The organism is uncultured Oceanisphaera sp. (assembly GCF_947495715.1).
In the GTDB taxonomy this organism is placed as follows: Bacteria; Pseudomonadota; Gammaproteobacteria; order Enterobacterales; family Aeromonadaceae; genus Oceanimonas; species Oceanimonas sediminis.
On record NZ_CANLZU010000023.1, the window covers coordinates 1 to 24,299 of the forward strand.

At 52.5% G+C, this 24,299-nt stretch carries 26 protein-coding genes; 11 read left to right on the forward strand and 15 right to left on the reverse strand.

The window, feature by feature from the left end:
• On the forward strand, positions 1 to 433 hold a 433-nt coding region (locus tag Q0753_RS14105), incomplete at its 5' end, for a hypothetical protein (protein ID WP_298722401.1).
• Positions 434 to 642: 209 nt separating this feature from the next.
• Here the strand turns inward: Q0753_RS14105 and Q0753_RS14110 are convergent.
• From Q0753_RS14110 to Q0753_RS14140, 7 genes are all read right to left on the reverse strand, one after another.
• Positions 643 to 825, reverse strand: coding sequence for a hypothetical protein (locus tag Q0753_RS14110; RefSeq protein WP_298722404.1), 183 nt, complete (start codon positions 823 to 825; stop codon positions 643 to 645).
• A 3-nt stretch (positions 826 to 828) separates the two neighbouring features.
• Positions 829 to 1,026, reverse strand: a complete 198-nt coding sequence (locus tag Q0753_RS14115) for a hypothetical protein (RefSeq protein ID WP_298722407.1) — start codon at positions 1,024 to 1,026, stop codon at positions 829 to 831.
• Positions 1,027 to 1,193: 167 nt separating this feature from the next.
• Positions 1,194 to 2,369, reverse strand: coding sequence for a GTPase (locus Q0753_RS14120; RefSeq protein WP_298722409.1), 1,176 nt, complete (start codon positions 2,367 to 2,369; stop codon positions 1,194 to 1,196).
• 293 nt (positions 2,370 to 2,662) lie between these two features.
• Positions 2,663 to 3,133: a hypothetical protein gene (locus Q0753_RS14125; protein ID WP_298722412.1), complete on the reverse strand. Its 471-nt coding sequence runs from the start codon at positions 3,131 to 3,133 to the stop codon at positions 2,663 to 2,665.
• A gap of 285 nt (positions 3,134 to 3,418) precedes the next feature.
• Positions 3,419 to 4,798 (reverse strand): hypothetical protein, encoded by a 1,380-nt coding sequence (locus tag Q0753_RS14130; protein ID WP_298722414.1) that lies wholly within the window; start codon positions 4,796 to 4,798, stop codon positions 3,419 to 3,421.
• Between the two features lie 98 nt (positions 4,799 to 4,896).
• Positions 4,897 to 5,460, reverse strand: a complete 564-nt coding sequence (locus Q0753_RS14135; protein WP_298722417.1) for a hypothetical protein — start codon at positions 5,458 to 5,460, stop codon at positions 4,897 to 4,899.
• Positions 5,461 to 5,584: 124 nt separating this feature from the next.
• Positions 5,585 to 6,214, reverse strand: a complete 630-nt coding sequence (locus Q0753_RS14140; RefSeq protein ID WP_298722420.1) for a hypothetical protein — start codon at positions 6,212 to 6,214, stop codon at positions 5,585 to 5,587.
• A 324-nt stretch (positions 6,215 to 6,538) separates the two neighbouring features.
• Between Q0753_RS14140 and Q0753_RS14145 the strand changes: the two genes are divergently transcribed.
• From Q0753_RS14145 to Q0753_RS14155, 3 genes are all read left to right on the forward strand, one after another.
• On the forward strand, positions 6,539 to 7,525 hold the full coding sequence (locus tag Q0753_RS14145; RefSeq protein ID WP_298722422.1) for an integron integrase: 987 nt from the start codon (positions 6,539 to 6,541) through the stop codon (positions 7,523 to 7,525).
• 461 nt (positions 7,526 to 7,986) lie between these two features.
• Positions 7,987 to 8,901 carry a DNA replication terminus site-binding protein gene (locus Q0753_RS14150; protein ID WP_298722425.1) on the forward strand — a complete coding sequence of 305 codons (915 nt, stop codon included), beginning with the start codon at positions 7,987 to 7,989 and terminating at the stop codon, positions 8,899 to 8,901.
• Positions 8,902 to 9,196: 295 nt separating this feature from the next.
• The gene (locus Q0753_RS14155; protein WP_298722428.1) at positions 9,197 to 10,387 is read left to right on the forward strand and encodes an amino acid aminotransferase; all 1,191 of its coding nucleotides are present in this window, start codon (positions 9,197 to 9,199) and stop codon (positions 10,385 to 10,387) included.
• Between the two features lie 114 nt (positions 10,388 to 10,501).
• Here Q0753_RS14155 and Q0753_RS14160 read toward each other — a convergent pair whose 3' ends face one another.
• Genes Q0753_RS14160 through Q0753_RS14170 form a run of 3 tightly spaced genes read right to left on the reverse strand, consistent with a single transcriptional unit; the run spans position 10,502 to position 13,352 of the window.
• Positions 10,502 to 12,319 (reverse strand): bifunctional diguanylate cyclase/phosphodiesterase, encoded by a 1,818-nt coding sequence (locus Q0753_RS14160; RefSeq protein WP_298722431.1) that lies wholly within the window; start codon positions 12,317 to 12,319, stop codon positions 10,502 to 10,504.
• Between the two features lie 38 nt (positions 12,320 to 12,357).
• Positions 12,358 to 12,984: a chemotaxis protein CheC gene (locus tag Q0753_RS14165; protein WP_298722434.1), complete on the reverse strand. Its 627-nt coding sequence runs from the start codon at positions 12,982 to 12,984 to the stop codon at positions 12,358 to 12,360.
• Positions 12,981 to 13,352, reverse strand: a complete 372-nt coding sequence (locus Q0753_RS14170) for a response regulator (protein WP_298722437.1) — start codon at positions 13,350 to 13,352, stop codon at positions 12,981 to 12,983. The genes Q0753_RS14165 and Q0753_RS14170 overlap by 4 nt, the downstream gene beginning before the upstream one ends.
• A 238-nt stretch (positions 13,353 to 13,590) precedes the next feature.
• Here Q0753_RS14170 and Q0753_RS14175 point away from each other — a divergent pair, with 238 nt between their 5' ends.
• The 3 genes from Q0753_RS14175 to Q0753_RS14185 are packed head-to-tail and all read left to right on the forward strand — an operon-like array spanning position 13,591 to position 17,211.
• On the forward strand, positions 13,591 to 14,967 hold the full coding sequence (locus Q0753_RS14175; protein WP_298722440.1) for a paraquat-inducible protein A: 1,377 nt from the start codon (positions 13,591 to 13,593) through the stop codon (positions 14,965 to 14,967).
• Positions 14,960 to 16,597, forward strand: a complete 1,638-nt coding sequence (gene pqiB, locus Q0753_RS14180) for an intermembrane transport protein PqiB (protein WP_298722442.1) — start codon at positions 14,960 to 14,962, stop codon at positions 16,595 to 16,597. Before Q0753_RS14175 ends, pqiB begins: the two co-directional genes overlap by 8 nt.
• Positions 16,594 to 17,211 carry a membrane integrity-associated transporter subunit PqiC gene (locus Q0753_RS14185; protein ID WP_298722444.1) on the forward strand — a complete coding sequence of 206 codons (618 nt, stop codon included), beginning with the start codon at positions 16,594 to 16,596 and terminating at the stop codon, positions 17,209 to 17,211. Before pqiB ends, Q0753_RS14185 begins: the two co-directional genes overlap by 4 nt.
• Before the next feature lie 67 nt (positions 17,212 to 17,278).
• On the opposite strand, the gene Q0753_RS14190 is transcribed toward Q0753_RS14185, so the two are convergent.
• Together Q0753_RS14190 and Q0753_RS14195 are read right to left on the reverse strand one after the other, a co-directional pair.
• Positions 17,279 to 18,442 (reverse strand): mechanosensitive ion channel family protein, encoded by a 1,164-nt coding sequence (locus tag Q0753_RS14190; protein ID WP_298722447.1) that lies wholly within the window; start codon positions 18,440 to 18,442, stop codon positions 17,279 to 17,281.
• Between the two features lie 238 nt (positions 18,443 to 18,680).
• Positions 18,681 to 18,968 carry a hypothetical protein gene (locus tag Q0753_RS14195; protein ID WP_298722450.1) on the reverse strand — a complete coding sequence of 96 codons (288 nt, stop codon included), beginning with the start codon at positions 18,966 to 18,968 and terminating at the stop codon, positions 18,681 to 18,683.
• A gap of 442 nt (positions 18,969 to 19,410) precedes the next feature.
• On the opposite strand from Q0753_RS14195, the gene Q0753_RS14200 reads away from it, so the two are divergent.
• On the forward strand, positions 19,411 to 19,959 hold the full coding sequence (locus tag Q0753_RS14200; protein WP_298722453.1) for a hypothetical protein: 549 nt from the start codon (positions 19,411 to 19,413) through the stop codon (positions 19,957 to 19,959).
• A 57-nt stretch (positions 19,960 to 20,016) separates the two neighbouring features.
• On the opposite strand, the gene Q0753_RS14205 is transcribed toward Q0753_RS14200, so the two are convergent.
• Positions 20,017 to 20,211 carry a DUF1289 domain-containing protein gene (locus Q0753_RS14205; RefSeq protein ID WP_298722456.1) on the reverse strand — a complete coding sequence of 65 codons (195 nt, stop codon included), beginning with the start codon at positions 20,209 to 20,211 and terminating at the stop codon, positions 20,017 to 20,019.
• 132 nt (positions 20,212 to 20,343) lie between these two features.
• Between Q0753_RS14205 and Q0753_RS14210 the strand changes: the two genes are divergently transcribed.
• The 3 genes from Q0753_RS14210 to Q0753_RS14220 all read left to right on the forward strand — a co-directional run bounded on the left by Q0753_RS14210 (position 20,344) and on the right by Q0753_RS14220 (position 22,206).
• Positions 20,344 to 20,844, forward strand: a complete 501-nt coding sequence (locus tag Q0753_RS14210; RefSeq protein WP_298722457.1) for a protein tyrosine phosphatase — start codon at positions 20,344 to 20,346, stop codon at positions 20,842 to 20,844.
• A gap of 116 nt (positions 20,845 to 20,960) precedes the next feature.
• The gene (locus tag Q0753_RS14215; RefSeq protein WP_298722460.1) at positions 20,961 to 21,632 is read left to right on the forward strand and encodes an adenine nucleotide alpha hydrolase; all 672 of its coding nucleotides are present in this window, start codon (positions 20,961 to 20,963) and stop codon (positions 21,630 to 21,632) included.
• Positions 21,633 to 21,768: 136 nt separating this feature from the next.
• Positions 21,769 to 22,206, forward strand: coding sequence for a cytochrome c (locus Q0753_RS14220; RefSeq protein WP_298722463.1), 438 nt, complete (start codon positions 21,769 to 21,771; stop codon positions 22,204 to 22,206).
• Positions 22,207 to 22,260: 54 nt separating this feature from the next.
• Here the strand turns inward: Q0753_RS14220 and Q0753_RS14225 are convergent, their stop codons facing one another.
• On the reverse strand, positions 22,261 to 23,139 hold the full coding sequence (locus Q0753_RS14225; RefSeq protein WP_298722465.1) for an MliC family protein: 879 nt from the start codon (positions 23,137 to 23,139) through the stop codon (positions 22,261 to 22,263).
• A gap of 73 nt (positions 23,140 to 23,212) precedes the next feature.
• A complete protein-coding gene (gene arsB, locus Q0753_RS14230; protein WP_298722468.1) occupies positions 23,213 to 24,286 on the reverse strand; it encodes an ACR3 family arsenite efflux transporter in 1,074 nt (357 codons plus the stop codon).
• Between the last annotated feature and the right edge of the window lie 13 nt (positions 24,287 to 24,299).

Here is a 24,299-nt window from a genome sequence, read left to right on the forward strand (position 1 = left end):
CTTAATAAAGGCAGCTTCGGGCTTGTTCAACACCCGGATGAAGTGTCGGCTGCGCGACACTTATCCTTATTTGTTAGTCGCGAGGCACCGAGCGACAATTTTAAGCCGAACTAAACTTTGCGAACAACAAACTTTATGTGCTTTGATGCATTTAAGTCAGGCGCAGTCTCAAAGCGGCTACTCAATGAAACCACTTGGAACAAACAACGCCGCAGAAAACGAACTGACAACACCAAAAGGCGCTTTTGAAAAGCTAATCTCACAGTGCGGACTTTCAAGGAAGTCACTGAAACCACGTGGAACTTACCACACCAGAGAAAACGTCCTTTCAACAAATAAATCAGCTTTTGAACCAACAAACTCGCCGAGCCGAGTTGCAACCAAAAACAGACTCTCGATTATCCTGCTCTGTCAGCACCAAAGAACAAAATAACCGCTAAGAAACTTGCAAAACTTTGGACTTAAAACAGCTGAAACTGAGTTTTGACCATCGACGATGGATCTGTGTACCAAACAAACAGCAGCCAAATTTTGGGCTTAGAAACATGATTTTGATTGCTAGCTTTTTCTGGCGACTAACGCCGCCAACACAGGCGAGCGTAGCGAGTCCAGCCAGCTTGCTGGCGATTGTGATTGGCCTTGTTAAGTGTTCTTAGTGATATAGCTTATTAGGTGAGGTCTTGCTGCTGATGCTGGGCTAAGACCTTTTAATTCCGTTTCCCTCGAATCACCATCTGGTAGGTATACTGTTAATGTATCACCATTCACAAAATATTCGGCAGTGTATTTTTTCCCATTTACCTCAATACTTATTTCTTCATTCATAGATTATTCCGTTATTTTTTCATCTTTTATCGGTGTATAGCTGTAGGACATAGTTCCATTCCAACTTCGTATTTTATTACCACATGAACAGGTAAAGCTATCCTTGTCTCTACATGGATATTGCTTGCCAGTAACAGAATATATAGTGCCACATTGATCGCAGGTTTCTTTACCTAAATCTGATGTATCCCAAGTAGCCATAAAATTTCTCCTTATTCGTGGTTGACACTTAACGCCGCGCTCTGCGGCAAATTTGGAGCGCAGCGGAAAATTTGTCCGACAGCAGCGCCTTGTTAGCAGTGACTCAGTTCGACGGTTAGAAAGTCGAGCTGAGCCTAAACTACTCGACATTTCTTGACGCTGATATATTACTTTTTGTAACTGAATACATCTTTGAAGACGGCTATAATTCGATCTGAGTTCTCTGGTAAAACGACTTCTCCTGTTTCTATGTCGAAGAAATTTTCCAATACAGAAATATAGGCATGACCGACAGCTTGCGTAATAGCGATCGCTGTGGTAGCAGAAATTGCGCCTCCAATCAAGGTGCCTGCACCGGGAATGAATTTCAAGGCATTAGACACTACGGTTTTACCCACTTGTGCTAGTGCGGTGACACCCATGATGCCGGTTAAAACCGATGTCATTTTTGAGTTATCCGCATCTAGTTCGAACTCGGTATTAATTTTATAAATCATAGTACTTTGTATTGCCGCAATTATAGGTGCGTCAGACCCAGGAATCGGTGAAGCTCCAGCTGTTCCTGCAGCGGCGGAAGCAACGTGAACGACATTCCTAGCTCCCTTTTTTATCGCCGCAAGGCGCTTTTCTATTTTTAAGCGTTGAGCTTTGAGAAAGGCATTTTTTGCCGATTTCTTACCCTCAGGAAATCGCGCCTCAGTGACCTCAATCAGGGATTCAAGCCCTTTGACCTTTACCACAATATCTTCATCAATTTCATAGGGGACGGAATTAACGGAAACATAAGCTCCGTGCAAAAATTCTTTATATTTTTTGTCAATTATAAGCTGTGCTTCTTCGACAAACTCTCTCTCCGCTTTACCTATAACACGGGTGAAAACTACGATAGCAGGGATTTTACGTTTCTCAAGAAGACCTATTAACGTAAGGTCGCGGTCTTCCACTCTATCACTGCTGGCTTTAATACAAACCCAGCCAACATGAGGAATGTCACAGTCGTCATTGGCGTTATCAATGGCTTGCTTGAATTCATTTTCCAGTGATGACATTGTGTCTTTATAGTCTTCGGCCTCTATGCCTTTGGTGTCCCAAAGGCAAATACCTTTTTCAGGGATGGCAACCTTCTCAAGGTGCTGAGTGACAGGCTTTCCTACTCCGGCTTTAACAACTTCCTCGCCAAAAATAGCGTTAATCAAAGTGCTTTTACCTACACCACTGGCACCAGAAATAATGATATTGCATTGTTCTTTTTCATTCACGGCCTTATTTTTGGCTTTGTCATGATTAAATTCACCGTTTTCCTCATTGTAGCTGTCGCCAAGGAAATCCTTATAATCGCTCATTTCTTTTTCTCCATATCATTTCAGTTAAACGTTAGAATTATTTTTTTACTTATCGACTGCTCAGTGGTTGCTCTCGCTAACGCCGCCAACACAGGCGAGCGTCAGCGAGTCCAGCCAGCTTGCTGGCGTTTGTGATTGGCCTTGTTATGAGCTTCAAGTAAGACCAAAGAATTCATCACCGAACGTTCAACTAGGAGCCCATCCAAGATCTCAAATATTGAGATCCCAAACCAAGTGCCTTGCCCTGCCCTCCAACAGACGAGCCGATGTTAAACTTTTTGTTTTTATGCATCTCACGCGCGCGCATTAATTCCGAATTCTCTTCCTTGATTTCTATACATAATATCTATCGCATTCTGCAATCGCTTCGCTAGATCTGGATCATGGTTATTCGCCCATTCAATGCCTGAACGAGCCTTCTCAACATAATTGGCGCGTGTGGTGTCAGTGGCCATATCTACCGGCTGACCGGTCGCCACTGAGATTTTCATTGTCATTCCAAGAAACGGGGAACTTTCATCGAGCGACATTTTTCCAGTCTGGATTTGATCATTCATCCAATCAAACATTTCTTGCCGAGTCATACTTGTAAAGTCGGCTTGATTAGAGTCTTTTGATTTACTCGAATCGGTAGAGGCTGACTGCGCGACTTTAGTATTTAGAATGCTAGCAAATGATGCTGAATCATTACTGCTCTCTATTGAATTTTTCGGACCGGTGCGTTGACTGCTGTATTGATGGCTGGTTACTGTATCAATCTTCATAATGCTCTCCATTTTATTTTGTACACAACTAGAGTAATGCAAAATCTATTCCATACTTAAATTAGTATGATTTACGCAATCACTAGCTGCAATAGTCATCCTTAAATGGCAATAACTTTCCTCCATCGGTAATCAATTGCCGCTGGCAGATTACTGGCTCATAACGCCAAGCTCACCGGCACATATTGCGGAGAGCGCTTTTGTGTAAAATTGGAGCAACGCGACATACACAAAAACGAGCGTAGCAATATGTGTCCGCGTGCAGCTTTTTGTTATGTGCCTTCACTAGCGTTTCATTTTGTTGCGAATAGCAAAAGTGAGCAATGCAGCCTGTACAACACAGTATAGCCGCCCGAATCCTGCTAATAAGTTATACAAAATCAATAATAGCCAGTTCTGATCTATGAATGAGAGCAGTGTATCCTTTGTTGGCGTGACAAAAAAAGGCACGAAATCTCTTAGACTAAAAAATATAGAGCGAGCTACACTCCAATCTACTTGAAAACCGAATCCTGTATAAGCTACTCCCAAGGAAGATAGCACTACCAGCACAAATGCAATATAGATACAAAGTGAAATAATCGCTTGCGAAGGCTTCTCACCAAAACCACTCAGATATTTATATGCAATGAGAAAAACATATACCAAGTAATTTTTATCTTTCCTTGCGTTTATAGTAGCCATTTCTTTTTCTAGAAAATGCCACTTTGACACAAGCGAGTAATCTCTTTGATCAAACGCAATCTTTTTAAGATCTCTGTAAATTTCCTCAGCCTTTGAGGTGGAATCATCCTCTATTTCTTTATATTTTTCTGGAAATTTACAATTAGTAAATCTTAGGTATTCTAGATTTAATGAGGACAGCTTGATTTTTCCTGCATCAATATATTCGAGATATGCCTTACCCCCATTGAACTTGCAATACTTAAAATTTATGAAATCGTTGATTTCATTATCATGATAGTAAAGGTTCTTCTCGAAGATAGAGTTCACAATCCGGAATTCGGAGTTCTCATCATTATATTTAATATTATTGATTTCAACATCTTGATAAAATATCATCTCGTTAAAGTATATTGAGCACTTATAGTTATTTTTTCTGCACTCATTCACTTTGTGAATTCTTAATCGGCAGTCAAATTCTGAATTGTGAAAGGACATAGTGCCGATTTTACTATCACGAAGTTCGGCTCGCCTGCGAATAGTTGAGGATGTTACTGTAAGTTCTTCTATCTGCATATTGTGAGCATGAAGACCGTTCATCTCACATTTATCTATCCTTACGGATTTAATTTCTCCGTTAGAAAAAGAGCCTAAATTGTAACAACCAATAAATTGAAATATCTTTTCTGGCTGATTATATGAGTCAAATGAATTATTGAAACTTTCTGGAAAATAGATGTTATCAAAGCGTATGATCAGTTCTGCCTCCTGATTTTTTATCAGAATTTCGAGCTGCTCATCAAATTTCTTTTTTTCGAATTGACGTGATTTAGGACTGTAATCTGCCTTTTCGCCAATAAAAAATCCCTTTGGTCCTATGTAGTACTTCGGGGTGTGTAATAAACAGTAATGATGGCCATTCCTATCTTCATAAACTATCTCAGGAGAGATAGCTCTACAATCTGATCCTTTAGATCCACCCCAGTGGTAGCATGTTGCCACTTTATAATACCCCTTCTAGCACATAACGCCGCCAGCAGCGGCCGAGTGAAACGAGGTCCAGCGACCGCAGGGAGTGATGCTGACTGGCCTTGTTATGCCTAGTTGCAGACATCCATAGCCTCTATTTCCTTTACAGACTTACCATGAATAGAGTTTTTACTATAATGGTGCTTTACATACTTAAGGGCATCGACCTCATATGAAGAATTGTTAACACATAGCTTCCATTGGCTGCCATCTTTGTAAAGAATTCCATCTTCATGGTATCCAATATAACCGACGTACCCGTAGCCAGTTTTTTCTAATACTGACCCATCGACAAGTTTAAAAATATCGTCATTATGCTTATCAATCTCGACTTCAAATGCTTCAGTTGGCTGTTGCTTTGCAAGCTCTAGTTGAATCATATCCTCAAGTTGATTTGGGTTTTTTAATTCAGTTATTGCGAGACTAACGATGTCTTTTTTCTCGTCATCGAACATGGCAGTAACAGGGATGCAAACACCATTTATGTTTGAGTCTGGATATTCTTTTCCAAAAAAGACTGTAGATTTACACTCGCCTTTCCCATTTGCTAAGTAAGCACCTACGAAGTCAGCGAACTGACCTGAGTTTGCATTCAATGAGATCAGAAAAAAGATCAAGATGGTTAAATATCGCATTGACCCTCCATGGGCATAACGCCGCGTTAACTGGTGAAGTGATGGATGATGGCGGCTGTTTTGCGTATTTTTGCAAAACAGGTGACAGCATTATTGAGTCCGAGTTGAAGCCTGGTTATGTGAGTTAAATTTCACTAAGAATGCTCGCTCTCAGTTTTTGATACTCTTCTTCAGTAATGACACTCTGCTGTTTTAATTTGTGAATTTTTTGTAGCCTGTCTTCAGTATTGCTACTTGATTCAATCCCTTCAATTTTTAGGGTTCCCCCTTCTCGAAGAGATCCTTTAGAATTTAAACGCCAGCCATCACGCTCCAACAGATATTTCGCTCTTTTGACGCCACGAACTTTCGTTTTTTCAGCAACTTTTTCAAATCGTTCGAGTGCAGACTCATATATAGCTGAGTCCATTGATGGCCCCCTAAAGATCAGGGTACCTTCACCAGAGACCTCAGGATAATAACCTCGCACTTCAACACCATCGTCGTTTTTACCTACTGCTGGGAATACTCTAATCATTGAAGTCCAATAATCCAAGGCCCACTTTCTTGTTAAGGAATAACCTCTTATTGGGCCTGTAATATCTCCTATAGGTGTTTCTCTTCTACCATCTAACATTGCATCATAGGCGGCATTAAAGATAGCTTCTTCATCATTTGTAACAAAGATGTATTGCTCGCTATTTTGAAGTGTACTTTTGTGAGTAGCACACCCAAACAATAGAAAGGTTGCTAATAATAAGATAGTTAATCGCATTGTTACTCCTGTAGCACATAACATTTTAATAGTGAGCATGCGCATATATGTTCCAGTGCATGCGTTAAATAAAATATATAAGTTTATGATTATACTATTATTTTTCTCTTTTAGGGCAATAACTCCGTGTTAAAAACGAGCATGCTCGATATCTACACTACTTTGCGCGTTATCCACATCATCAGATTCTAACATCATCAATTTACTACCTTTTTCTGCATCTGGCTGCTGTACACGCGCAAGCTTTGTTGATAACGCGCATGCAAACTTCACAGCTTGCAATACACTGTATATACATACAGCCATCAACAAGAAGGAGCTGTCATGGCTGCCAGTCCGTTTTTGAATCGCATACGCCAAGAGCTGCGGTTAGGCGGCTACAGCATGAGAACCGAAAAAACCTACCTGCACTGGATCAAACGGTTTATTCGGTTTCATCAACTTCGTCATCCGGCCGACATGGGTGGGCCTGAGGTGCGCAGTTTCCTCACCTGGCTGGCCGCCGAGTGTCATGTTGCCGTCAACACGCAGAAAACGGCCCTCAATGCCCTGGCCTTTATGTATCACAAGGTATTGAACATCGAACTGGGCGAGCTGGATTTTCACCGCGCTACTCAATACCGCAGCCTTCCTGTGGTGCTTACCCAGGCCGAAGTCGCGTTAATCTTCAAACAACTGGATGAACGCAACCAACTGATTTTCTCTTTGCTCTATGGCAGCGGCCTCAGAATCACCGAGTGCCTGCGGCTTCGTGTGCAAGACATTGGCTTTAGCGACGGCTCCGTCACAGTGCGTAATGGCAAGGGCAATAAAGATAGAAAAACCATGTTAAGCCACCGGCTTCACGGCATGCTGCACCAGCAGATAGAAAGCGCCTTGTCGATCCAGCAGGCAGATAATCTGAAAGGCGTCGGCCCCTCGCTACCCTTCGCCCTTGGCAAAAAATACCCTAATGCCTTTCGGCAACCGGCCTGGATGTTTGTTTTTCCGTCGGTCAGCTTGTGCAAACATCCCATAACGGGAGTGATTTGCCGGCACCACCTGCATGACTCGGTACCACGCAAAGCGCTGAAAACCGCTGTCAGACAGGCCGGCATCAATAACAAACGCATTAGTTGCCACACCTTTCGCCATTCCTTTGCCACTCACCTGCTGGAAAGCGGACGTGATATCAGAACGGTACAGGAGCTGCTTGGCCACAGCGATGTTCGCACCACCCAGATTTATACTCATGTGATCGGTCAGCATTTTGCCGGCACCCACAGCCCGCTCGATTTCCTAGCCAGCTCGGAGAAAAATCAACCACATTAATCCATCGCTTTGAACAGCGCCCACGCTACCGCCGGACCGTGCAGGCGATCATCCCGGTTGCAACCCTGTAATTTTGCGTCTTATTTTGACGCACTGGCAGATTATTTCAATTGAGACCTATATAAAAATGGCCAGCAGGCTCAAAACGCCTATGCAGGAACACTTTTGCCCTCTTGGTCGAATACTCTTACCTAAAATAAGTCGACCCTACGAAAAACAACGATACCTCAGCTCCGTAGGCGCCAACTGAAGTGGCGGCTACCGGAACGCTGAACTTCGTGAAGGCTGGCATTATGTAGAATTAATCAATCTCCCCCTTTTAAACCTCACTTAATATGAAGAACAAAACCTTCAAGGGTAAAAGTATCTCGCCCGAAGTGGGCCCTGCATAGCCAGGCTGTTGCGCCGGGCCTTGCCGACTGCTACATTTGAATACATCATTTGTATGTTGGCATAATGCTATGTTTACTCCGGCAGCCCGGTTGCGTCATACCTTTAGTGAACTCGAAACGGCCATGGCGGCACTGGCCGATCTCATTAGCCAGGCAGCCGCCACGGCGCCGGTCAATGCCTGCTGCTTTCCCCTGCCCGAGGTGGCCAGTGGCGACGAGCACGAGCCGGTCACGCACATAGAGGTGTCCCGGCTCGATGGGGCGGCGGCCATCGCGGCCACGCTGGACGGTTATCGCCAGTGGTATATTCGGCCCGGCTGTTCGGCCAAGGCCAGTTTTCGCCTGCCCGGCTACCTGGTGCTGCCCTCGGCCCTCAAGCCACCACTTGCGGAAGTGACCGACGCCATCAACCGGCTCAAGACAGAATTCAAGGCCCGGGTGCAGGAAACCGAGGGCCGCGATCAAAAGTTTGCCCTGGTGCATGACACCCTGCCCGGCCTTATTACCCTGCAGGTTTACCGCCAGCTGGTATTGTTACCGCACCCGGTATCGCGGCTGGGCTTTACCTGGGCCAACAAGCAGATCATCCAGAAAATAGACAAGGACAAACTGGTCAAGCAACTCACCGACGCCCGTTTGTCTCCGCCCCCGCTCACCGATGCCCAGACCTGGATACAGTGTGTGGACCGGGAAATCTACGACGTAAAGCGGCTGCCGCCGGGGGTCGAGCTGCGCCTGCGCCGACCGGTCAAGACCCACCCCATGGTCAATGTGCGCTGGCGTGAAGACATCACCCCGCGCCAGCAACAGGTCAAGGCGCACCTGCCGCTGTTGCTGTGTCAGGACGAGCCGCCGGCGGTCACCGCGCTCGGTAACTATCCGCCCGCCACCACCCGCAAGCGACGGGCCGCCCGCATCACCGACGAGCCGCTGATCCCCCGGCTGTATATCTACCCCTACCGGCCGGAGAAGAGTGAGCCATAAACGGGATCCGGTCGCGGGCATCCATATCAAAAACCGAACATAGCGCAGGCTGAAACGGCGCCTGCGGCAACAAGACAAGATGCATTAACGCCGTGTATCGGATCTTGCGCTTCCATTGCCCTTGTGGTCACTCGTTGCCGGCGTTACCGGCTGCGGGCTCACCCCATAGATAAGAGGATCGGGGCAGATCCGGCACTGAAAGCCGTTTTTTAATGGGGCCGCAAGTGTTATAACTAGGGGCTGTCGCGATCTGCGACCCGAAAGACACTCTTTACTACAAGGATTTAACAAGACTATGTTTGAGAAGGTCACTGCTGCACCGGCCGACCCCATCCTGGGCCTGACCGATGCTTTCCGCAAAGATCCCCGTACCGACAAAATCAACCTGGGCGTGGGCATCTATAAAGACGAAGCCGGCCAGACTCCGGTACTGCGCTGCGTTAAAAAAGCCGAAGCCCGCCTGGTGCAAGAGCAAACCACCAAAAACTATCTCAGCATAGAAGGCGTCGAGGCCTACGGTAAGGTTGTGCAACAACTGCTGTTTGGCGCCGACTCTTCCATTATTGCCAGCCAGCGTGCCCGCACCGCCCAGGCCCCCGGTGGCACCGGTGCCCTGCGCATTGCCGGTGAGTTTATCGCTCGTCAGCTCGACACCAACACCATCTGGATCTCCAACCCCACCTGGGCCAACCACAGAGCCGTGTTTACCGCCGCCGGCCTGGAAGTGAAAGAGTACGGTTACTACAACGCCGACGCCAAGGATCTGGACTTTGACGCCATGCTGGCCGATCTGGCCCATGCCAAGGCCGGTGATGTGGTGCTGCTGCACGGCTGCTGCCACAACCCGACCGGTATCGATCCCACCGCCGAGCAGTGGGAACAACTGGCCAAATTGTCTGCCGAAAAAGGCTGGCTGCCGCTGTTCGACTTCGCCTACCAGGGCTTTGCCAGGGGCATCGAAGAAGACGCCTTCGGCCTGCGGGTCTTTGCCGAGCATAATGTCGAGCTGATGATTGCCAGCTCTTTCTCCAAGAACTTCGGTCTGTACAACGAGCGCGTGGGTGCCTTCACCCTGGTCGCCAAAGACGCCGATACCGCCAACACCTCGTTCAGCCAGGTGAAAGGCATTATCCGCGCCAACTACTCCAACCCGCCGTCTCATGGTGCCAACGTGGTTGCCATTGTGGCCAACGATCCCGAGCTGTATCAGGACTGGCTGGCGGAGCTGGCCGAAATGCGTGATCGCATTCAGGAAATGCGCACCCTGTTCGTGGAGAAGCTGTCCAGCCGCGGCGTGAATAAAGACTTCAGCTTTATCGCCCGCCAGAACGGCATGTTCTCGTTCTCCGGTCTGAACAAGGATCAGGTGGCCCGCCTGAAAGACGAATTCGGCATTTACATCGTCGGCTCCGGCCGTATCAGCGTGGCCGGTATCACCAAGTCGAACATCGACGCCCTGTGTGACGCCATCGCCGCCATTATCTGATTACTCCATCAGATAGCAAAAGGCCCCGCAGTGCGGGGCCTTTTTCGTTTATGGTCGCAACCGGTTCACGTATTCATTCCGGTCAGCACCTGCGCTCGCTCAAAACGACTGCCTCTATGGGCATTCGCTCCTTGCTTCATCGGCCAACCGGCAAACACGCCCTTTGCCCCCGGCCTTGGCACCGTACATGGCATTATCGGCGCGGCTCAACAGCTCGTCGGCACTGTCACCGTCTTGTGGATACACCGCAATGCCGATAGAGGCCGACACCTGCAGTTGATGCTCTCCCCAGGATAAGGGCGCAGACAATAGCGCCAGTATCGACTCGGCAATATCCCGGGTCACCTTCTCATCGTTAACCGAATCAAGCAGGATCACAAACTCGTCGCCGCCGATACGGGCGCAGCAATCGGTGGCGCGAAACCGGTTTATCAGCCGCTGGCCCAGCGCCGTCAACAAGGCATCGCCGGCGTCGTGGCCGTGGGTGTCGTTCAACATCTTGAAACCGTCCAAATCGATAAACAACAGGGCAAAAGACTGTTGCTCACGCCGGGCCCGATGAATGCTGCGCATCAGCTGTTCATTGAGCAGGCTACGATTGGCCAGGCCGGTCAGGGAGTCGTGCAACGCCAGATACTGAATCTGTTCCTGCTGTTGCTGTCGTTCCAGAATCAGTGCCGTTAAATGTGAAATGCGCTGAATCACCATCTGCTCATGCAAGCCGGGATGGCTTTTATGACGAGGAAACACCGCCAACAGACTCTGAGACATTTGGGTACTGAGCTGAATCGGCATTAACCAGCAGCCGTTCATCTCATAATCCCGTGCCAGCGTCAGCCAGGATTGCCAATGCGTACCGGGCTCTTTCGCCACAAAAACCTGCAACTGCCCCTGCTGCAACCCCGGCCGTAATACGCGCAGCAGGCTGTCGGTCTGCAGTTGATACAGCCGCTGCGAGAAGGACTCCGGCAACCCGGGAGCATGGTCAACCCGCAACCGCTCATTCGTGTCCATCTGTAACACCGCCACCCGGCAGCAATCCAGTTGTCGTTCCAGTGCCAAACACAGATGAGTCAGTATGTTGGCGGGCTGCTCGCCGGCGGTCGCCATTTCCAGCATTTCCCGTTCCAGGCGCAACAGGGCGTCAGACCGCTCCCGCTCGGTAATGTCCTGTCCGGTATAGATCAGATAACGAAGCAGCTGATCACCGTCGCGCACCGCTTTTATGGTCCAGCGAACATGCATCGACTCTCCGCCGGCATTGCTCATGCGACAGGTAAACGGCCGGGGTTCATCATGGTGGCCGCGACCATCCGGCAGGTGTTTGAGGCTGTCGAGACCCAGCAGCATTTTCAGCGGTTGGCCGTGTACTTCTTCTTCATTGACGCCGGTCTGCAACTCGCAACTGCGGTTGATGTTGACGATGCGGCCATGGGTGTCGGTCACCACCACCAGGGCACTGATGGTCTTGAGTACCGTATCGATAAACTGTTTTTCTTCGGTCAGTACCTGATGCACCTTGCGCAGCGCCTGCTCTTTATCGCGCAAATGACGCTCGCGCCGCACCGCATTGGTGGTGTCGTGCAACTGCACCAGTGTCAGCCCTTCTGCATCGTCCAGCGGGCGTAGCAGCATGGAATGATGAATCGGAGTGCGGGCACCGGACACGGTACGGCCATGCAACGGCAGTAGCTGGGTATGCAGCTGATGAGACAGCAGACGAGACAAACGATGTTCGCAGGCATCACCAATCGCCGACAGCACCACGGGCGGCAAGGGGCCGTCAAACAACTGCTCCAACCGCTGGCCACCGGCCGTATCGGCATCAATGCCCGTATAGCGCACCAGCCACTGATTCCAGAATCGCACCCGTCGCTCACTGTCCAGCAGCATGATACCGCTTTCTATATAATCCAGCGTCATCATGCTCATGTGCTGTCGGTTTGCTATCCGTGATGGATTCGTCATCGTCATTGCGTCAGTTCGGCCAGATAAAGGCGCAGCGCCTCAATAAAGGCATCCGCCGAATGCAAATCGATAAGAAACGCCAGGTACCCCTGCAGATCATTCGCACGCAGGCTGAAATCAATCTGCACCAGCATGATCATGCAGCTGTCACCCTGACCGTGCGACGATAGCCGGTTCAGCAGGTGCGGCGTATCCACATTGAATGCCTGGGGCAGATCGGTCTGAATTTGCCGGTTCAGCAGGTTGGCCAGGGTCGCCAGACAGTTGTTGAGCAGAATATTGCCAAGCTCGGCCAGGGTTTCCTGCTCCAGCTCGGTAATTTCGTCCGCCGACATGTCTGCACCCAATATGGCCCGTACCAGTTCAAGGCTGCGCTCTTCGGGAAACAGCAGGGCCGCCCGGCCACTCATGAAGCCCTGAAAATCCTGCATCACCCCCGCCAGCAAGTCCGGCATGGAACGGCAAAAAATTTCCTTGGCATCGGCAGACTCGAGAAACTGCAGCCTGGGCACCGACAGCAGCACTTCGTCCTGTACCAGTTGCGACAGCGCACTCGCGGCACGACCGACGCCAATGTTCATCAGTTCGACGATGACATCATGCTCATCGTCGGTCAGCACCCATGTCATGCGACGCCCTCGATAAACCGGGCCAGATCGTCCGGACGCGTCGGTTTTCCCAGAAAGGCCATGCCCAGCTCTTGCGCCCGTTGCATCAGGGCGTCCTGAATATTGGCCGTCACCAGCGCCAGTTTCATGGTTGGATGACTTTGACCAAACTCGATGGCGAGCGCTATGCCATCCCGCCCGGGCATATTGAAATCGATCAGCGCCGCATCGGCCTGTCGCTCCTGCATCAGCGCCTGCGCTTCGTCTGCCGACGCCGCCTGTAATATCTCGAATTCAAGGGGAAGGGCGTTCAGTTGACGCATCAGGCTGAGGCGAGCAACCTTGCTGTCATCGACCAACAGCAAGGTCATGGCGCGGGTGTGACTCATTGAAGTTTCCAAAACGGGAGTAAATAACAAGTCGACCATTATAAAGAAAAGCCACGATATTTAAATGGTTATAGATCAATCATTAACCGAACAACCGGTTCTCGATGAAGCGGCCGCGCTAACAGAGCCGACATACCGACACGACTCCCCGGCCACTCGGCGACAGGATGCTGGAGCAGGGTTGAAAACTGTCGTAGTATCAAGCACTCACTGCTAGTATTCCGGAGGCGTCCCCTCATTGCCTGAAGAAAAATTGCCCGAAGAAAACAGTACCGCACCGGCCCCCACCGCGCATCGACATGGTCGCCCCACCGTGTCGCGGCGGCGCTTGCGCGTGTGTCGGGAATGCGATCTCTTGCTGGCGTTGCCATCGCTCAAGTCGGGTGAAAAAGCCGATTGTCCGCGCTGCGGCCACACCCTGGTGCGCCGACATACCAACCCGGCCGAGCGCAGCCTGGCGCTGGCCATCGCGACCCTGATCACCCTGGCCCTGTCGGTGGCCTTTCCCTTTATCAGTTTCGACATCAGCGGCATCGGTAATCGTATCGAGCTGACCGAAACCGCCTCGACCCTCATCGGCATGCATCAACCTCTGGTGGCCCTGAGCGTGTTGCTTACCGTGATAGTGCTGCCCACCATCTATCTGCTGAGCCTCACCTGGCTGTGCCTGGGGTTGATTCTGCAGCGACCCCTGCCCCGCAGCCGACAGCTGGCCCGCACCCTGCGTCATGTGACCCCCTGGATGATGGCCGATGTGTTCGTGATCGGCACCCTGGTCAGCCTGATCAAAATCATCGGCATGGCTCACGTCGAGCTGGGGCTGTCGTTCTGGTCCTTCTGTGTCTACGCCCTCTTGCTGCTGCTGACCACCCAGTCGGTGGACAGCGACTGGCTGTGGTTTTCGCTCGATAAAGAGCCCCTGGCGCCGTCCGGCGTCAGAGTGGGCGTGGCCGCCTCCGAACAGGGTCTCTGCGGCTGCCACACCTGCGGCCTGGTCAATCGGCTGCCACCAGGCGGCAAGGGCCGCTGCCGACGGTGCGGCGAGCCGCTGCATCCTTATCACGCCGGTAATCAGGTCACCCTGGCGCTGCTGGTCGCCTCGGTGGTGATGTACCTGCCGGCCAACCTCTACCCCATCATGATCACCACGTCACTGGGCGATACCACGCCTTCTACCATCATCGGCGGCGTGTTGTTGTTTCTCCAGGACGGAGACTTTCCCATTGCCATGATCATCTTTGTCGCCAGCGTGCTGGTGCCGGTCAGCAAGATGCTGGCCCTGCTGTGGCTCTGTTATGTGGTGCGCCGGCAACAGCGCCCCCTGAGCCAGATGAGCCGTATTCGCCTCTATCGCATTACCGAATTTATCGGCCGCTGGTCCATGGTGGACGTGTTTGTGGTCGCCATTCTGGTGGCATTGATCCGTAACGGCTCCATCATGTCCATCGAGCCCGGCGCCGGTGCCCTGGCCTTTACCACAGTGGTGGTACTGACCATGCTGGCGGCCATGATGTTCGACCCGCGCAGCATCTGGCAGGGCGCCGGCTCACCCACTCCCCCGGACTTATCTGCTACCGGACCTCAGGGTCCATCCAAGGAATCTTCTCATGTCTGACCCCGTGCGCGCCGAACGACGGCCCCAGCGTTCTCTTTCTCCCATCTGGATAGTGCCTCTGGTGGCCCTGCTGATTGGCGCCTGGATGATTTACGATAACCTGAGCAAGCTGGGCCCGACCATCACCCTGATCATGGATAATGCCGAAGGCATCGAAGCCGGCAAGACCCTGATCAAGACCCGCAATGTGGAAGTGGGCCGGGTAGAGAAAGTCCGGCTGTCGGACGATCTCGAACATGCGGAGATCACCGCCCGCATGAGCCCCCAGGCAGAAGACATGCTCAACGAGGATACCCGGTTCTGGGTGGTCAAGCCGCGCATCGGTCGCGAGGGCGTCAGCGGCCTGGGCACCGTGTTGTCCGGGGCCTACATTCAGCTGTTGCCCGGTAGCAGCGAAGAGACCAAAGAGATATTCGACGTGCTGGAGCAACCGCCGGTGGCGCCGCCCGATGCGGAAGGGTTGCGCATCAACCTGATAAGCCAGGTGGGTAATGCCATTTCCACCGGCGATCCCGTGACCTATCAGGGGTATACGGTCGGCCGGGTGGAAGACAGCCATTTCGATCCGGAAAAGCGGGAAATGCGCCATCGGCTTTATATCCAGTCTCCCTACGAGGTACTGGTCACCAGCACCACCCGTTTCTGGACCGCCTCCGGGGTGGATGTGCGGCTGGACTCGGAAGGGTTCAAGGTGAATGTCGCTTCGCTGGAGTCGCTGATCGGCGGTGGCATCACCTTCGGCGTGCCCGAAAATGCCTCTATCGGCCGCCAGGCCAGGGAAGGCGCCAACTACGTGCTGTTCAACGATGAAGACAGTGCAAAAGAAGGCCGCTATGGCCAGTATCTGGAATATGTGATGCTGGTAGACGATACGGTGCGTGGCCTGAGCCCCGGCGCCCCGGTGGAATACCGGGGGGTGCGCATCGGTACCGTGGTCAGCGTGCCCTGGAACTTTACCGCGCCTCAGCCCGACTCGCTCAGCCGCTTTGCCATTCCGGTGCTGATCCGCATCGAACCCCAGCGCTTCGACGACACCGAGCAGGACGTGGATACAGAACAGTGGCAACAGCGGCTGGATCGCATGTTTGATCATGGCCTGCGCGCCTCGCTCAAGGCCGGTAACCTACTTACCGGTGCCCTGTTTGTGGATCTCAACTTCTATAAAGACGCGGTGCCCTTTCAGCGTATGACCTTTGTGCAAAAACAGGTGTTTCCCACCACCTCCGGTGGCTTCGCCCAGATTGAACAGAAGGTGTCCAACCTGCTGGACAAGCTGAACAAGCTGCAAATTGAGCCGGTGCTGGACACCCTCAACCAGACCCTGGCCAGCACCCAGAAGACCATGGACAAGGTCAACGGCATTGCCACCTCGGTCGATGCATTACTGGCGGACCCGGCCACCAGCCAGCTGCCGGAAAACGTGAACACCACCATGCGCCAGTTGCGCGATACCCTGCAGGGCTTTGCTCCCGACTCGCAGGGCTACCACGAGCTGACCCAGACCCTGTCGCGACTGGAAAAACTGATGCGGGATCTGCAGCCGGTGGTACGTACCCTGAACGATCAGCCCAACGCGCTGATCTTTGACAAGAAACTCACCGAAGACCCACAACCGAGGGCCAACAAATGATAACGACTTTTCGCAGCAAGCCGACGTTACTGCCCGGCCTGATATTCAGCCTGCTGCTCGGCCCCTTGCTGCTGGGCCTGAGCGGGTGCGCCGGCAGCGATGCCGCGCCAGCCAGCTATTTGCTGCCGTCCACCACACCAGCAAAGCAATACCCACATGCCCTGGCCATTAGCGTGGCGCCGGTCGGCATCGCCGGTCATCTGGACAGTGAGGGTATCGTGATGCAGTTGAACGATATCGAGGTATATCAGGCGCGCCAGCACCTGTGGGCCGAAGATATTGGCGAGCAACTGCAGCAACGGCTCACGCAGCGGCTGACGCTCAGCCTGCCCCGGTCGCAGGTGGTGGGCAAAGGCCAACCGATGTTGGAGGGCGTACCGGTAAGGGACGTCCGAATTCGGATGAGTCGTTTTCAGGGCCATCATGACGGCATGGCGCTGGCCGAGGGCCAATGGCAACTGCTGGATGGCAGCGGTCGCCTGCTTAAACAGACCGGTTTTCGGGTAGAACAACCGCTGACCGAAGACGGCTATCCGGCCCTGGTACGCGCCCTGGCCACCGCCTGGGATCGGGTCGCCGATCAGCTGGCGGCAGAGCTTGACCGACAGGGCTGAGTATTACCTGCCGCTACCAAGCCTGCCGGCTGAAGCGGCAGCTACGGGCATAACACCGATATCAGGATCACTCCGTATCCGGTTCGGTTTTTGACTCCTTCGTCTTGCCCTGTCGGTCAAGCCAGGGCGCCAGCCCCTTGGCCTCGTCGATAAACAGCTGCAGGTGAGGAAAGGGCATTTCAATACCGGCGTCATCCAGCCCCTGCTTGATGCTCTCCAGCAACTCGCAGGAGATACGGCCCTTCACTTCCACATCCTCCGCCCGTACCCACACCTGGGCACTCAGGTTCAACGACGAATCCGCCAGTTCGCGTAGCTGCACCCTGGGCGGCATCCGGTCGTTGGTGATCACCATGGGATGGGCACTCAGCAGCGGCATGATCACCGCCCGCGCCTGCTCGACCGACTCCTTATAGGCAATGCCCAGAGGAATGCGAATGCGGGTCGGCCCTTCGGCGCTGAAGTTGATGATGTCCGAGGTGGCCACACTTTCGTTGGGGATCATGGTAAAAATATTATCCCGGGTGCGCAGCCAGGTGGTGCGAAAGGCGATGCGCACCACCCGCCCCTCTTCACCGCGGATCTGTACCCAGTCACCGATGCGAAACGGCCGCTCGATAAGCAGGGTGATACCGGCAATAAAGTTGGCCAGGGTAGACTGGGCGGCAAAACCGACCGCGATACCCACAATCCCCAGACCGGCAACGATAGAGAGCACATCGAAGCCGAACTGCGCCATGACGGTAATGGCGCCCATGGCGATAAGCGAGACCGACAAGGTGTTCTTGCACAGTTGCTCCAGTGACGAGTCGATATGATGCCGTGACAGGCTGGAGGTAAGGCCGCGAGACAACAGCAACCAGAGCACATAAAAAGCCAGTGCCATCAGTCCGGCCCGGGCGGCCCCCTTGAGCACACCGTCGGGGGCACCGTATTGCGCCAGAATAGCCACAATGGCCGCCAGCCCCAACAGGTAGCGGAGCACGGTTCTGGCCGCCCAAAAAGGCCGCATGCCATAGTTGGCGCGTCCCAGTATCAGCTTGAGCAGACTGGCCAGCAGCCAATAGACGGTACCAAACAGCACCAGTATCATCACGGAAACCAGCAACTGCCCCACGGCAACGACCGCCAAGTCCTGCCAATTGAGCCCGCTTACCCCCAGCGCATCGCCGGTATCGGTCAGGCTTTCATAAAATTGTTTCCACAACAGGGAAATACTGGAGTCTGCCATCATCACATCCTTGTTTTCGGCTAAAGCGTCAGACTAAAAGTTCGGGCTGGCTGTTACCCTCGGCTAAACGCCAGTCGCATAAAACTATAGCATCTGCAGCAAGGTCAATAACTTAAGAATATTTCAGACAAACCTGATGAACGAAATAAAGGGCGTGAGGCCTCATCACCGAGGAAGATGCAGGGATGGATCATTGAAAGCATGACGTCTGGGTCCAACACGGACCCAGACGAGAGTGTTACTTGAATTTGTCGGCGGCATCCTTGAAAGAGCCCTTGAGCGTGGTCCAGGCACTCTCAAAGCCCTGTTTTATCGACTCCCAGCTTTCTTCGCTGCTGTTGGACAACTCTTCCAGTTTTCGCTCGCTTTGTTCGATTTTTGCATCCAGATCGTCGATGTGCCGGTTCAGTTCCAGTTGTTTGTCGGCACTGGCCGACGATGCCTGGGCCTTGAGCTTGTCCAGCTCTGCCTTCCATTCATCCAGCTTCGCTTGGGCCTTTTTCTGATACAGCTCTCTCTCATTCATGGGAACTCTCCTTATTGCGGTGATTGACAGCAGACCACCAGACAACGGGGCATGGAACGCCGACACCGACAGGTGCCGACCTGAAACACCTAGCCATAAAGCGACCACGGTTTCAATATTGACATATCCTTCCTCCCTGCCTACATCTATGTGGTGTTTGTAATTAGCCAATGGCACGGAGAAACACTAAACGATACGATGCACCACACCATGTTGATTTGTCTTTACAATTGACACCATTAAATTAACGGTTGGTTACCAAGAAGCTGTGTATTAGGATAGTAAACCAGCCTGTTAACGTCTGCAGACTGAAAGAAAACAGCAAATAGTCTCAAGTGTGTCTATTTTAATGTCGTATTTCCGGACAAGCTCCGAATAACCGACCGGACGATTTGAGTGCTTGGTTAGTGTTTTTATGATGGGTCCATTCAAGGAGTTTCTCATGAATACGATCAAGAAGTTTTCAATTGCACTTTGCGTCAGCGCCTCGCTGGCCCCCGCCTATATCCAAGCCCAAGGTATGTCATCTCATGAGTTTGGTCCCAAAGCGGGCGATCGGGAGTTTACCCTGTCCGGTGCAGGTACCAGCAGCAAGGATTTTGATAACGGTACCTTTGGTGTGTCGGGTGATGTGGGTTGGTTTTTATCCGACCAAACCGTGGCCGGGGTACGCCAGAGCATCAACTACGCCAGTGTAGATAATGGTGACGATGTCTGGAACGGCAGCACCCGAGGTTATGTGGACTACCACTTTGGCCAGCATCAGGCGCGCCCCTTTGTCGGTGCCTCGCTGGGTGGCATTTATGGTGATGGCGTAAAAGACACCGGTATCGCCGGTTTGGAGCTGGGTCTTAAATACTATGTGCTCCCTTCTACCTTCATTCTGGCCCGTGCCGAATACCAGTTTTTGTTCGACAGCGGCGACAGTGCCGAGGATAACATTGACGACGGTGCCTGGGCTTACGTACTGGGTATGGGCTTCAATTACTGACACCCTGCCGGCATAAGCCATACAAGCCAGCCCCTTGCAGGCTGGCTTTTTTGATGGTTACCGGATCACCGCCAACCCTTCGATGCGTTGAGCACAATTGGCCAGAATCCGTCTCTTCTGCTCATTCGACTTGTCACCCCAGCCGATGATTTCCGAGATGCTGCGATAACAGCCACGGCATACCTCATGCTCATCGAGTGCGCACTGTTTGATGCAAGGGCTGTTAACGCTCTCGACCTTGTCAATGTTCATCTGTATTCCTGTACTGAGTAAGTAGGCACGCCAAGCTGCCCATATTTTACATGATTTTCAAATCTCCTCGCGTTCATTCTACAGTTGAAAGAGTCACCGGCAAAAACCGCCACTCAACCTCAAGGAGCCATCATGAATTCAGCCAATCTTCATCCGGTATGGTATCTCGACACGCCCAGGCCCGGCCGCCTGGCCCTGACTCCCTGCCCCGGCACTCAACACGTCTCCCTAACCGACAGCCTGACTCAGCTGAATAACAACGGCGCCGGTGCCGTGATCAGCCTGACCACGGAGGCGGAGCTGGAAGAAAAAAACGTCAGTCAGCTTCCCGAGCTGGTCACTTCCCTCGGAATGCGCTGGCTGCATCTGCCCGTTCATGAAGACGAGGTGCCGGATCTGGTCTGCGAAGACAAATGGCAGGCCAATCAGCTGGCCATGCTGACTCAGCTGACCCACGGCAAGGATGTGGTGATCCACTGCATGACCGGCTCGGGCCGAGCCAGTCTGATTGCCTATCGTCTGTTGAGGGCATTGGGGGTAGAGCCGCAACAGGCACGGGAGCAGATCAAGGCGGTACGACCCAAGGCCTTTACCCTGCCCGAACAGAACGACTATATAAAAAGACTGGGTTAACCGATATGACAACCGCCAGCTCCCGGTAGCGCCAGCACCTCAAGCAGCCTCATTGGTGATAACATCGGCATATCATACTGTGCCGGCCTGTGGCGTCGGTAACCTTGAGGAACAACATGATCAGAAAAACCCTGATGTCCTGGAGCAGTGGCAAAGACAGCGCCTGGGCCCTGCACACCCTGCAGCAAAACCCCGCGTTCGAGGTGGTGGGCCTGTTCACCACCGTCAACGAAGAATTCGAGCGGGTCGCCATGCACGGCGTGCGGGCCGAGCTGCTGCGCCGACAGGCAGAGAGCATCGGCCTGCCGCTGGAAATCATTTATCTCCCCTTCCCCTGCAGCAACGAACAATATAACCAACGCATGACCGACTTTATCGACGGCGCCAAAGCTCGCGGCATCGACTGTTTCGGCTTTGGCGACCTGCTGCTGGAAGATGTGCGCCGGTACCGGGAGCAACAACTGATCGGCACCGGCATTGAGCCCGTGTTTCCCATCTGGGGCACGCCAACCGATACCCTGCCCGGCCAGATGTTTGCCGGCGGCCTGCGCACCGTGATCACCTGCCTGGATCCGAAAAAAGTCCCCGAGCACCTTGCCGGCCAGGAGCTAAGCCCGGCCCTGCTGGCCGAATTGCCCGAAGGCACCGACCACTGCGGCGAAAACGGCGAGTTTCACAGCTTTGTGTTTGACGGCCCCATGTTCCGGCACAAAATCGATATTCGCATCGGCGACACCGTCCACCGCGACGGTTTTGTGTTTGCAGATGTATTGCCCGAGCATGGCTGAACAGATGAGGCTCGGCCCATCGCCAGCACCCGTGTTTATTGCTCATCGGCCCCATGCGCCTGCTCCTTGCTCTAAACTGAGCCTGATGCCCTTGGAATTTCATCCGGTGCACACTGCCTACAGGGAGTAAATTGACATGAAACGCTCGCAACTATTCATTATTTCGCTGGTGGCTCTTGGGCTGAGCGGCTGTGACCAAAGCTCGAAGGCCTTCAGTCTGCCGCCCGGCGATATCGCGCAGGGGGAGCAGGTATTTATGGATATGCAGTGTCTGAGCTGCCATATCCTGGACGGATATGAACGACCGGAGGGGGAATGGGAACTGTCTGTCGCCCTGGGCGGCAAAGGCAAGAGCCTAAAAACCTACGGCGAGCTGGTCACCTCGGTGATCAACCCTTCACACAAACTGGCCAAAGGCCACGACATGTCGTCGATTCAGGTTGACGGCAAATCGGTGATGCCGGTCTACAACGATGTCATGACGGTATCGGAACTCGTTGATCTGGTCACCTTTCTGGAATCGAAATACGAACTGGAGCCTTACGACCCCACCATTTACAACCTTCATCATTGAATGGTTAACACGGCCCGGCTGAACAAGCCGGCCGTTTGAAGCACAGCCCTTGCCTCACGGCGCCCTTTGACAATCCATTACGGGAGCCTGGTACCCCCAGGTGATCCGTGCTTCACCCTGGTGTTCCCAAAAAGACTCGTTGCGGCCCTGATATTTGGCACCACTGGCGCTGGGTTGCAGAAACATCAGAGAAACGCTGTCGCCACGCTCGGCCATCAGCGTCGGCGGCTCGGTTTCAAAGAAAGTGGTTATCACTTCGTTCGCCGGGTTACCGTCACATACGAATCGAAACGGCCCTTTATGGGGCACCAGCCGGTAGCTAGCCTGCAACTCGGCAATGCGGCGCTGATATGCCCTCTCAATACATGCCCGCTTGTCGTCGCTTTTCCAGCAGTCGTTGCGGCCCTTGATCCAGCCTCTTTGCTCTGCCTTCAGCATCGGCGGATGCTCATTGCTCGCCTTGTTCAACGCAGCGGCGTAAACACCGGCCAGGGTACGGTCAAGCGCAGACAAGGCCTCGTCTTCGCAAACCATCGCCTCGATACTGCCCGCCTTGATCTGGTTACAGGCGAATGAAGGACCTTGGTGCTCAGTCGAGCCATGAGCGGTGCCATGAGTGACGCCATTGCCGGAATAAACAGAGTCACTGCCCCTCACCTGCCGATCGATATACTGACACCAGGCGGCACTGTTACGCGGTGGCACTTGTGGCTGCCCACGAATACCGAGCTTGAATTCGATGACCGACTTCCATTCGTCAGAGCCGACATCCGGGCCATGGCCCTGTCCGTCACCCGTAGCGACGGTTTGTTCTATCGCTTGGCTCCATGACTCGGAACAGAGCGCCTCCGCCTGCGCACCTTGCTGCTTGCCATTACCGGCCTGAACACCGATAGAAGCCACCATCAAGCACATTGCCAACCACTTGCTCATCACACTCCTCCCGCTCTGCCGATGGAATCACGGCCCGATGGCCACGTTAACGATTCAATGTCTACATTGGGACTTACTCATCGTTGAACAGGTGCCGGCTTCGTTTACACCATGACACCAGCATAAGCATCAAGGGCACTTCGATTAACACGCCCACTACGGTGGCCAGTGCGGCACCGGAAGACAGGCCGAACAAGATGACCGCCGTCGCAATCGCCACTTCAAAGTGATTGGACGCGCCAATCAACGATACGGGTGCTGCGTCGCAATAGCTTAACTTCAGCCATCTCGAGAACACAAAATACCCCAGTGAAAAAATCAACAGCGTTTGTATTATCAGCGGAATTGAAATCCATAGAATGGTCAGTGGATTGCTTACGATGACATCCCCCTTGAATGAAAAAAGAAGGATCAAGGTCACCAGCAGCGCCGTGATGCTGACCGGCGTTAGCCAGCGCAGGAAATACTCATTAAACCACTCGATGCCTTTATGGTTTATTATGATTTTTCTGGAGAAATAGCCGGCGACCAGCGGCAACGCCACATAGACAGCAACCGAAAGCACCATGGTCTGCCAGGGCACCGGCATGGAATTTATGTTTAACAGCAAGCCCCCCAATGGGCCGTAAAGAAACAGCATCATCAACGAGTTTATTGCCACCATTACCAGGGTGAGCCCGTCATTACCCTTGGCCAGATGCCCCCACATCAACACCATGGCCGTGCAAGGGGCTATGCCCAGTAGAATCGTTCCTGCTATATAACTTCGCCACAATTCCACTTCTTCGCCATTGGCCAGAGTTTCTGTACCCGGCAGGAAATCTCTGAACAGGTAACCCAAGAAGAAGTACGAGATGGCGAACATGCTGAATGGCTTGATGGCCCAATTGATGAAGAGTGTTAACAATACCGGCTTGGGGGTTTTCGCGGACTTGAGCACGTGAGCAAAATCAATTTTCACCATGATGGGATACATCATGAAAAACAGGCACACCGCAATCGGAATGGAAACTTGATAAATGGAGAGATCATTCAAGGTAGTCGCCACACCCGGCGCCACTTTTCCCAGCATGATGCCCGCACTAATGCAAAGCAGAACCCATAGGGTTAAATAACGCTCAAATATTGACAAGGTTTTTTCCGGCATCTCGGCTGACTCA

Coding starts and splice junctions, on each gene's coding strand:
- Q0753_RS14145 (WP_298722422.1), top strand. CDS start 6,539: ATGGCTGCCAGTCCGTTTTTGAATCGCATACGCCAAGAGCTGCGGTTA.
- Q0753_RS14125 (WP_298722412.1), bottom strand. CDS start 3,133: ATGAAGATTGATACAGTAACCAGCCATCAATACAGCAGTCAACGCACC.
- arsB (WP_298722468.1), bottom strand. CDS start 24,286: ATGCCGGAAAAAACCTTGTCAATATTTGAGCGTTATTTAACCCTATGG.
- Q0753_RS14205 (WP_298722456.1), bottom strand. CDS start 20,211: ATGAACATTGACAAGGTCGAGAGCGTTAACAGCCCTTGCATCAAACAG.
- Q0753_RS14165 (WP_298722434.1), bottom strand. CDS start 12,984: ATGACATGGGTGCTGACCGACGATGAGCATGATGTCATCGTCGAACTG.
- Q0753_RS14170 (WP_298722437.1), bottom strand. CDS start 13,352: ATGAGTCACACCCGCGCCATGACCTTGCTGTTGGTCGATGACAGCAAG.
- Q0753_RS14195 (WP_298722450.1), bottom strand. CDS start 18,968: ATGAATGAGAGAGAGCTGTATCAGAAAAAGGCCCAAGCGAAGCTGGAT.
- Q0753_RS14135 (WP_298722417.1), bottom strand. CDS start 5,460: ATGCGATATTTAACCATCTTGATCTTTTTTCTGATCTCATTGAATGCA.
- Q0753_RS14185 (WP_298722444.1), top strand. CDS start 16,594: ATGATAACGACTTTTCGCAGCAAGCCGACGTTACTGCCCGGCCTGATA.
- Q0753_RS14225 (WP_298722465.1), bottom strand. CDS start 23,139: ATGAGCAAGTGGTTGGCAATGTGCTTGATGGTGGCTTCTATCGGTGTT.
- Q0753_RS14155 (WP_298722428.1), top strand. CDS start 9,197: ATGTTTGAGAAGGTCACTGCTGCACCGGCCGACCCCATCCTGGGCCTG.
- Q0753_RS14220 (WP_298722463.1), top strand. CDS start 21,769: ATGAAACGCTCGCAACTATTCATTATTTCGCTGGTGGCTCTTGGGCTG.
- Q0753_RS14140 (WP_298722420.1), bottom strand. CDS start 6,214: ATGCGATTAACTATCTTATTATTAGCAACCTTTCTATTGTTTGGGTGT.
- Q0753_RS14110 (WP_298722404.1), bottom strand. CDS start 825: ATGAATGAAGAAATAAGTATTGAGGTAAATGGGAAAAAATACACTGCC.
- Q0753_RS14150 (WP_298722425.1), top strand. CDS start 7,987: ATGTTTACTCCGGCAGCCCGGTTGCGTCATACCTTTAGTGAACTCGAA.
- Q0753_RS14115 (WP_298722407.1), bottom strand. CDS start 1,026: ATGGCTACTTGGGATACATCAGATTTAGGTAAAGAAACCTGCGATCAA.
- Q0753_RS14120 (WP_298722409.1), bottom strand. CDS start 2,369: ATGAGCGATTATAAGGATTTCCTTGGCGACAGCTACAATGAGGAAAAC.
- Q0753_RS14215 (WP_298722460.1), top strand. CDS start 20,961: ATGATCAGAAAAACCCTGATGTCCTGGAGCAGTGGCAAAGACAGCGCC.
- pqiB (WP_298722442.1), top strand. CDS start 14,960: ATGTCTGACCCCGTGCGCGCCGAACGACGGCCCCAGCGTTCTCTTTCT.
- Q0753_RS14190 (WP_298722447.1), bottom strand. CDS start 18,442: ATGGCAGACTCCAGTATTTCCCTGTTGTGGAAACAATTTTATGAAAGC.
- Q0753_RS14160 (WP_298722431.1), bottom strand. CDS start 12,319: ATGAGCATGATGACGCTGGATTATATAGAAAGCGGTATCATGCTGCTG.
- Q0753_RS14210 (WP_298722457.1), top strand. CDS start 20,344: ATGAATTCAGCCAATCTTCATCCGGTATGGTATCTCGACACGCCCAGG.
- Q0753_RS14200 (WP_298722453.1), top strand. CDS start 19,411: ATGAATACGATCAAGAAGTTTTCAATTGCACTTTGCGTCAGCGCCTCG.